Raw genomic sequence first — 3,279 nt, 5'->3', positions numbered from 1 at the left:
CGCGATTCCAGCCGCCGCCGGTGATAATGCGGCTTTCGATGCCGGTGAAGGCCAGTTGGGCACGTACCGACTCCGCCTGATCTATAGCTTTGAACGAACCACATTGGACCAGCCAGCGCTGCGGCTTCTCTTTCGGCGACTCTTTCACCGCACCTGATTCGGCACTCTTCTGAACCGGCTGAATAGGCGCCGACGCGGGCGTTTGACGCGTAGCCTGCACAGGTTGCTGACTAAACGGATTGTGCGGTGTTTGGGTGGTCGGACGGGTTTGGGCCATGCCCGCTGCGGGTGCTTTGCTCTGATCGTTATAGGGCACTTCGTTCAAATGCGTGGACTCACGGCGCATATCCGCCTGAATCTGTTCTAACAATTTACGCTCTTCATCGGTCAGCTGCGCAGACGAGTGTACCTCTCTATCTGCGGTTGGCTCGGTGGAAGATTGTACCCCGATCTGACGATTTTCCAGTTCCTTAATATAACGCCAACGTTCTTCCGGCTTGGGTGGTAACCAGCTGCCGGCGTTCTTTCCGCGATTCGGCATAATCACCGCTTCATCAGATTTTTTATGCGTGATGAAATAGAGACCGGCAATAAACGTAATCAATGCGGCGGCCGCTAGTGCGATCATCGTTTTGGACGTGCCGGAGGAAGAACGTTTCTTTTTACGGTTGGTCATTTTACGCCTCGTGTCCGAGGACTTGCCACGGCCTACATAGTCTCTTTGTGCCACTATCGTTTCGCTAAATTTGAGATAATCATCAGGCCGTCATGTTACTGAAAGTAATAATATTTGACCAGCGTCAGTATTCCGAAATGCGTGTCAGTGATGTATCTGGAGCAGCGCGCTTGGGACTCGCGGATGACGAATTCACTGTCGAGCATCAAGGATACTGCCGCCCTTATCGCATGTTGTCTGAGTTGGCGCAAGAGTAATAGCCAAGAGTAACAGCACTGCTTCGTGTTCTATGCAATAGTTGTGGCGCCACCTTCATGAGCGGCGGGCAACAGCAGGCTGCCGCCGTTAAATTGCTAAATCCGGTCAGGGATAATTCTTCCGGTACCTTGAGGCCGAGCAGTTTCGCCAGCGCCCCTAGCGCTATCATATCGCTATAGCAAAAGATATCTGTAGGTGGATGTGGTATTTAAATCAATATTGTTAATTAATTTTTTCGGTCTAGTAATTTAGCAGGCCTTGAAAAACACGCTGTTCCCGCGGCGTGATGTCGTACGCCGCAGCGCATGACAATACCCCTCCAGACGCAGCAATCGGCATACCAGTAACTGGGCCGGACCGCTGATACGATGCAGCAATGGCCCAGTCAATATAGAGATAATCCACTGAGCGCTAGGCCTCGGCCAAATTATCAGTATATATCGTCGGCAGCGCAGGCGTCTTTCTGCGTCGGCGCAAGGCGACACGGCAAGCAGTAGCCAAAAAACCTTGCGCGACGGTGGTTTCCTGGATTGAATGTCGTAAGCATCGCTGAGATACGGATCTCCGCTATCGTGCACCAACGCCAGAAGCATAGCACTCTCGTCGCGTTTTATCAGGCGGTCGCGCGAGTAGCGGTGCATAACCGATGCTGCACACGCCACATCTCGCATTGTCGTGGTGTAGGCGCGGATCCTTTTCTGCTCTACACATTACTCCTGGGGGCACCCTGGCCCTATTCATCCTCAACGACCTCACTTTATATCAGATCCCACGTCGGCGAGCAGGGGTCAATTTCACGCTAATTTTTAACGCTATTGCCGAAGCGTGATCGCAAAACCCGTAGCGTCAGCTGTCGATGGGATCTACATCCAGCGACCATTTGACCTTGCGCGACTGGGACAGGGTACCTATTAGCGGTAAACTGGCGCCGACCAGGCGTTGCAATTGCGGACGCGAGTGGTGCGACAAGAGCAACTGCCAGCGAAAACGTCCGCCGCGCTTGGGTGTCAGCGCGGGGATCGGCCCCATGAGCCACAGAGCGTTATCTCGCAGCGGGCTGGCATCTAGCAGCTGGCGTAATTGATCAAGGAACAGGCCCGCCTGGCGGTTGTCGTGATCATCCGCGCGAAACAGGATATGGCTGGTAAAGGGAGGTAGGCCCGCCTGGCGGCGTTCTTCTAGCGTTTGATTGGCGAAATCCATATAACCGCGATGCAGTAACGTTTGCAGCAGGGGATGCTCGGGATGGTGGGTTTGCAGTAAAACCTCTCCTTGTTTGCCAGCGCGGCCAGCGCGGCCAGCAACCTGGGTATAAAGCTGGGCGAAACGTTCGGTGGCGCGGAAATCGCCAGAGAACAGAGCGCCGTCTACATCCAGCAGCGATACCAGTGTAACATCCGGAAAATGGTGGCCTTTGGCCAGCATTTGGGTGCCTATTAAAATGCGTGCGCCGCTGCGCTGCACCTGGGTGAGATAGTCCTCAAGAGCGCCTTTGCGGGCTGTGGTGTCGCGATCGATACGAGTTACCGGCACGTCTGGAAACAGCTGCTTTAGCACTGCCTCCAGCTGTTCAGTGCCTAACCCGGCCGCGACCAATTGGGTTGAGCCGCACTGTGCGCATTGATGCGGCAGCGGGCGTTGGTTTTCGCATTGGTGGCAGCGCAATTGGCGCTGATTCTGATGCAGCGTGTAGTAGTGATCGCAGCGTTGACATTCGGCTATCCAGCCGCACTCATGGCACAGAAGCGCCGGCGCGAAGCCGCGCCGGTTAAGAAACAGCATGACCTGATTGTCGGCTTGCAGATGCGCGCGCACTTTATACAGCAGCGGCGTCGAGAGGCCATGGGTCAGTGACAGCCCCTTTATGTCCAGCAAATACTGGCTTCCCGGCCGGGCGCTGCCGGCACGCTTGGCCAAGGTAAGCTGGCGGTATTTTTTCTGCTGCACATTATAAAGGGTTTCGAGAGCCGGCGTGGCGGTGCCGAGCACTACCGGTATATTTTCCTCCCGCGCGCGAAATACCGCCAGGTCGCGGGCGTGATAGCGCCAGCCTTCGTGCTGCTTATAAGAAATATCGTGCTCCTCATCGATGAAAATAATCCCCAACCGGGCGAACGGGGTGAATAACGCCGACCGAGTTCCGATGACGATAGCGCATCCGCCGCATCGCGCTTTAAGCCAGACCGCAAGGCGTTCGCTGTCGTTGAGCCCCGAATGCAGGACCTCTACCGGCGCATTGAAGCGCTCGCGAAAGCGGGCGATCGTTTGTGGTGTCAGACCAATTTCCGGTACTAACACCAGTGCCTGCTGCCCTTTGGCCAGAATATTCTCCAGCACCGTCAGAT

The 3,279-nt window shown here is 55.4% G+C and carries 3 protein-coding genes; all 3 read right to left on the bottom strand.

The genetic code is table 11. The annotated features are described in order from the left end of the window. On the bottom strand, positions 1-730 hold a 730-nt coding region (ftsN, locus tag BG74_RS07925; protein ID WP_244267443.1), incomplete at its 3' end, for a cell division protein FtsN. Between the two features lie 169 nt (positions 731-899). Continuing rightward, on the bottom strand, positions 900-1,121 hold the full coding sequence (locus tag BG74_RS19870) for a substrate-binding domain-containing protein (protein WP_369678544.1): 222 nt from the start codon (positions 1,119-1,121) through the stop codon (positions 900-902). Positions 1,122-1,780: 659 nt separating this feature from the next. After that, the coding region (gene priA, locus BG74_RS07915) for a primosomal protein N' (RefSeq protein WP_073961144.1) at positions 1,781-3,279 on the bottom strand (1,499 nt) is incomplete at its 5' end.

Source organism: Sodalis-like endosymbiont of Proechinophthirus fluctus (assembly GCF_001602625.1).
GTDB lineage: Bacteria > Pseudomonadota > Gammaproteobacteria > Enterobacterales > Enterobacteriaceae.
The sequence above is the reverse complement of the archived record's forward strand: the minus strand, read 5'-3'. Positions and strand labels throughout refer to the sequence as shown.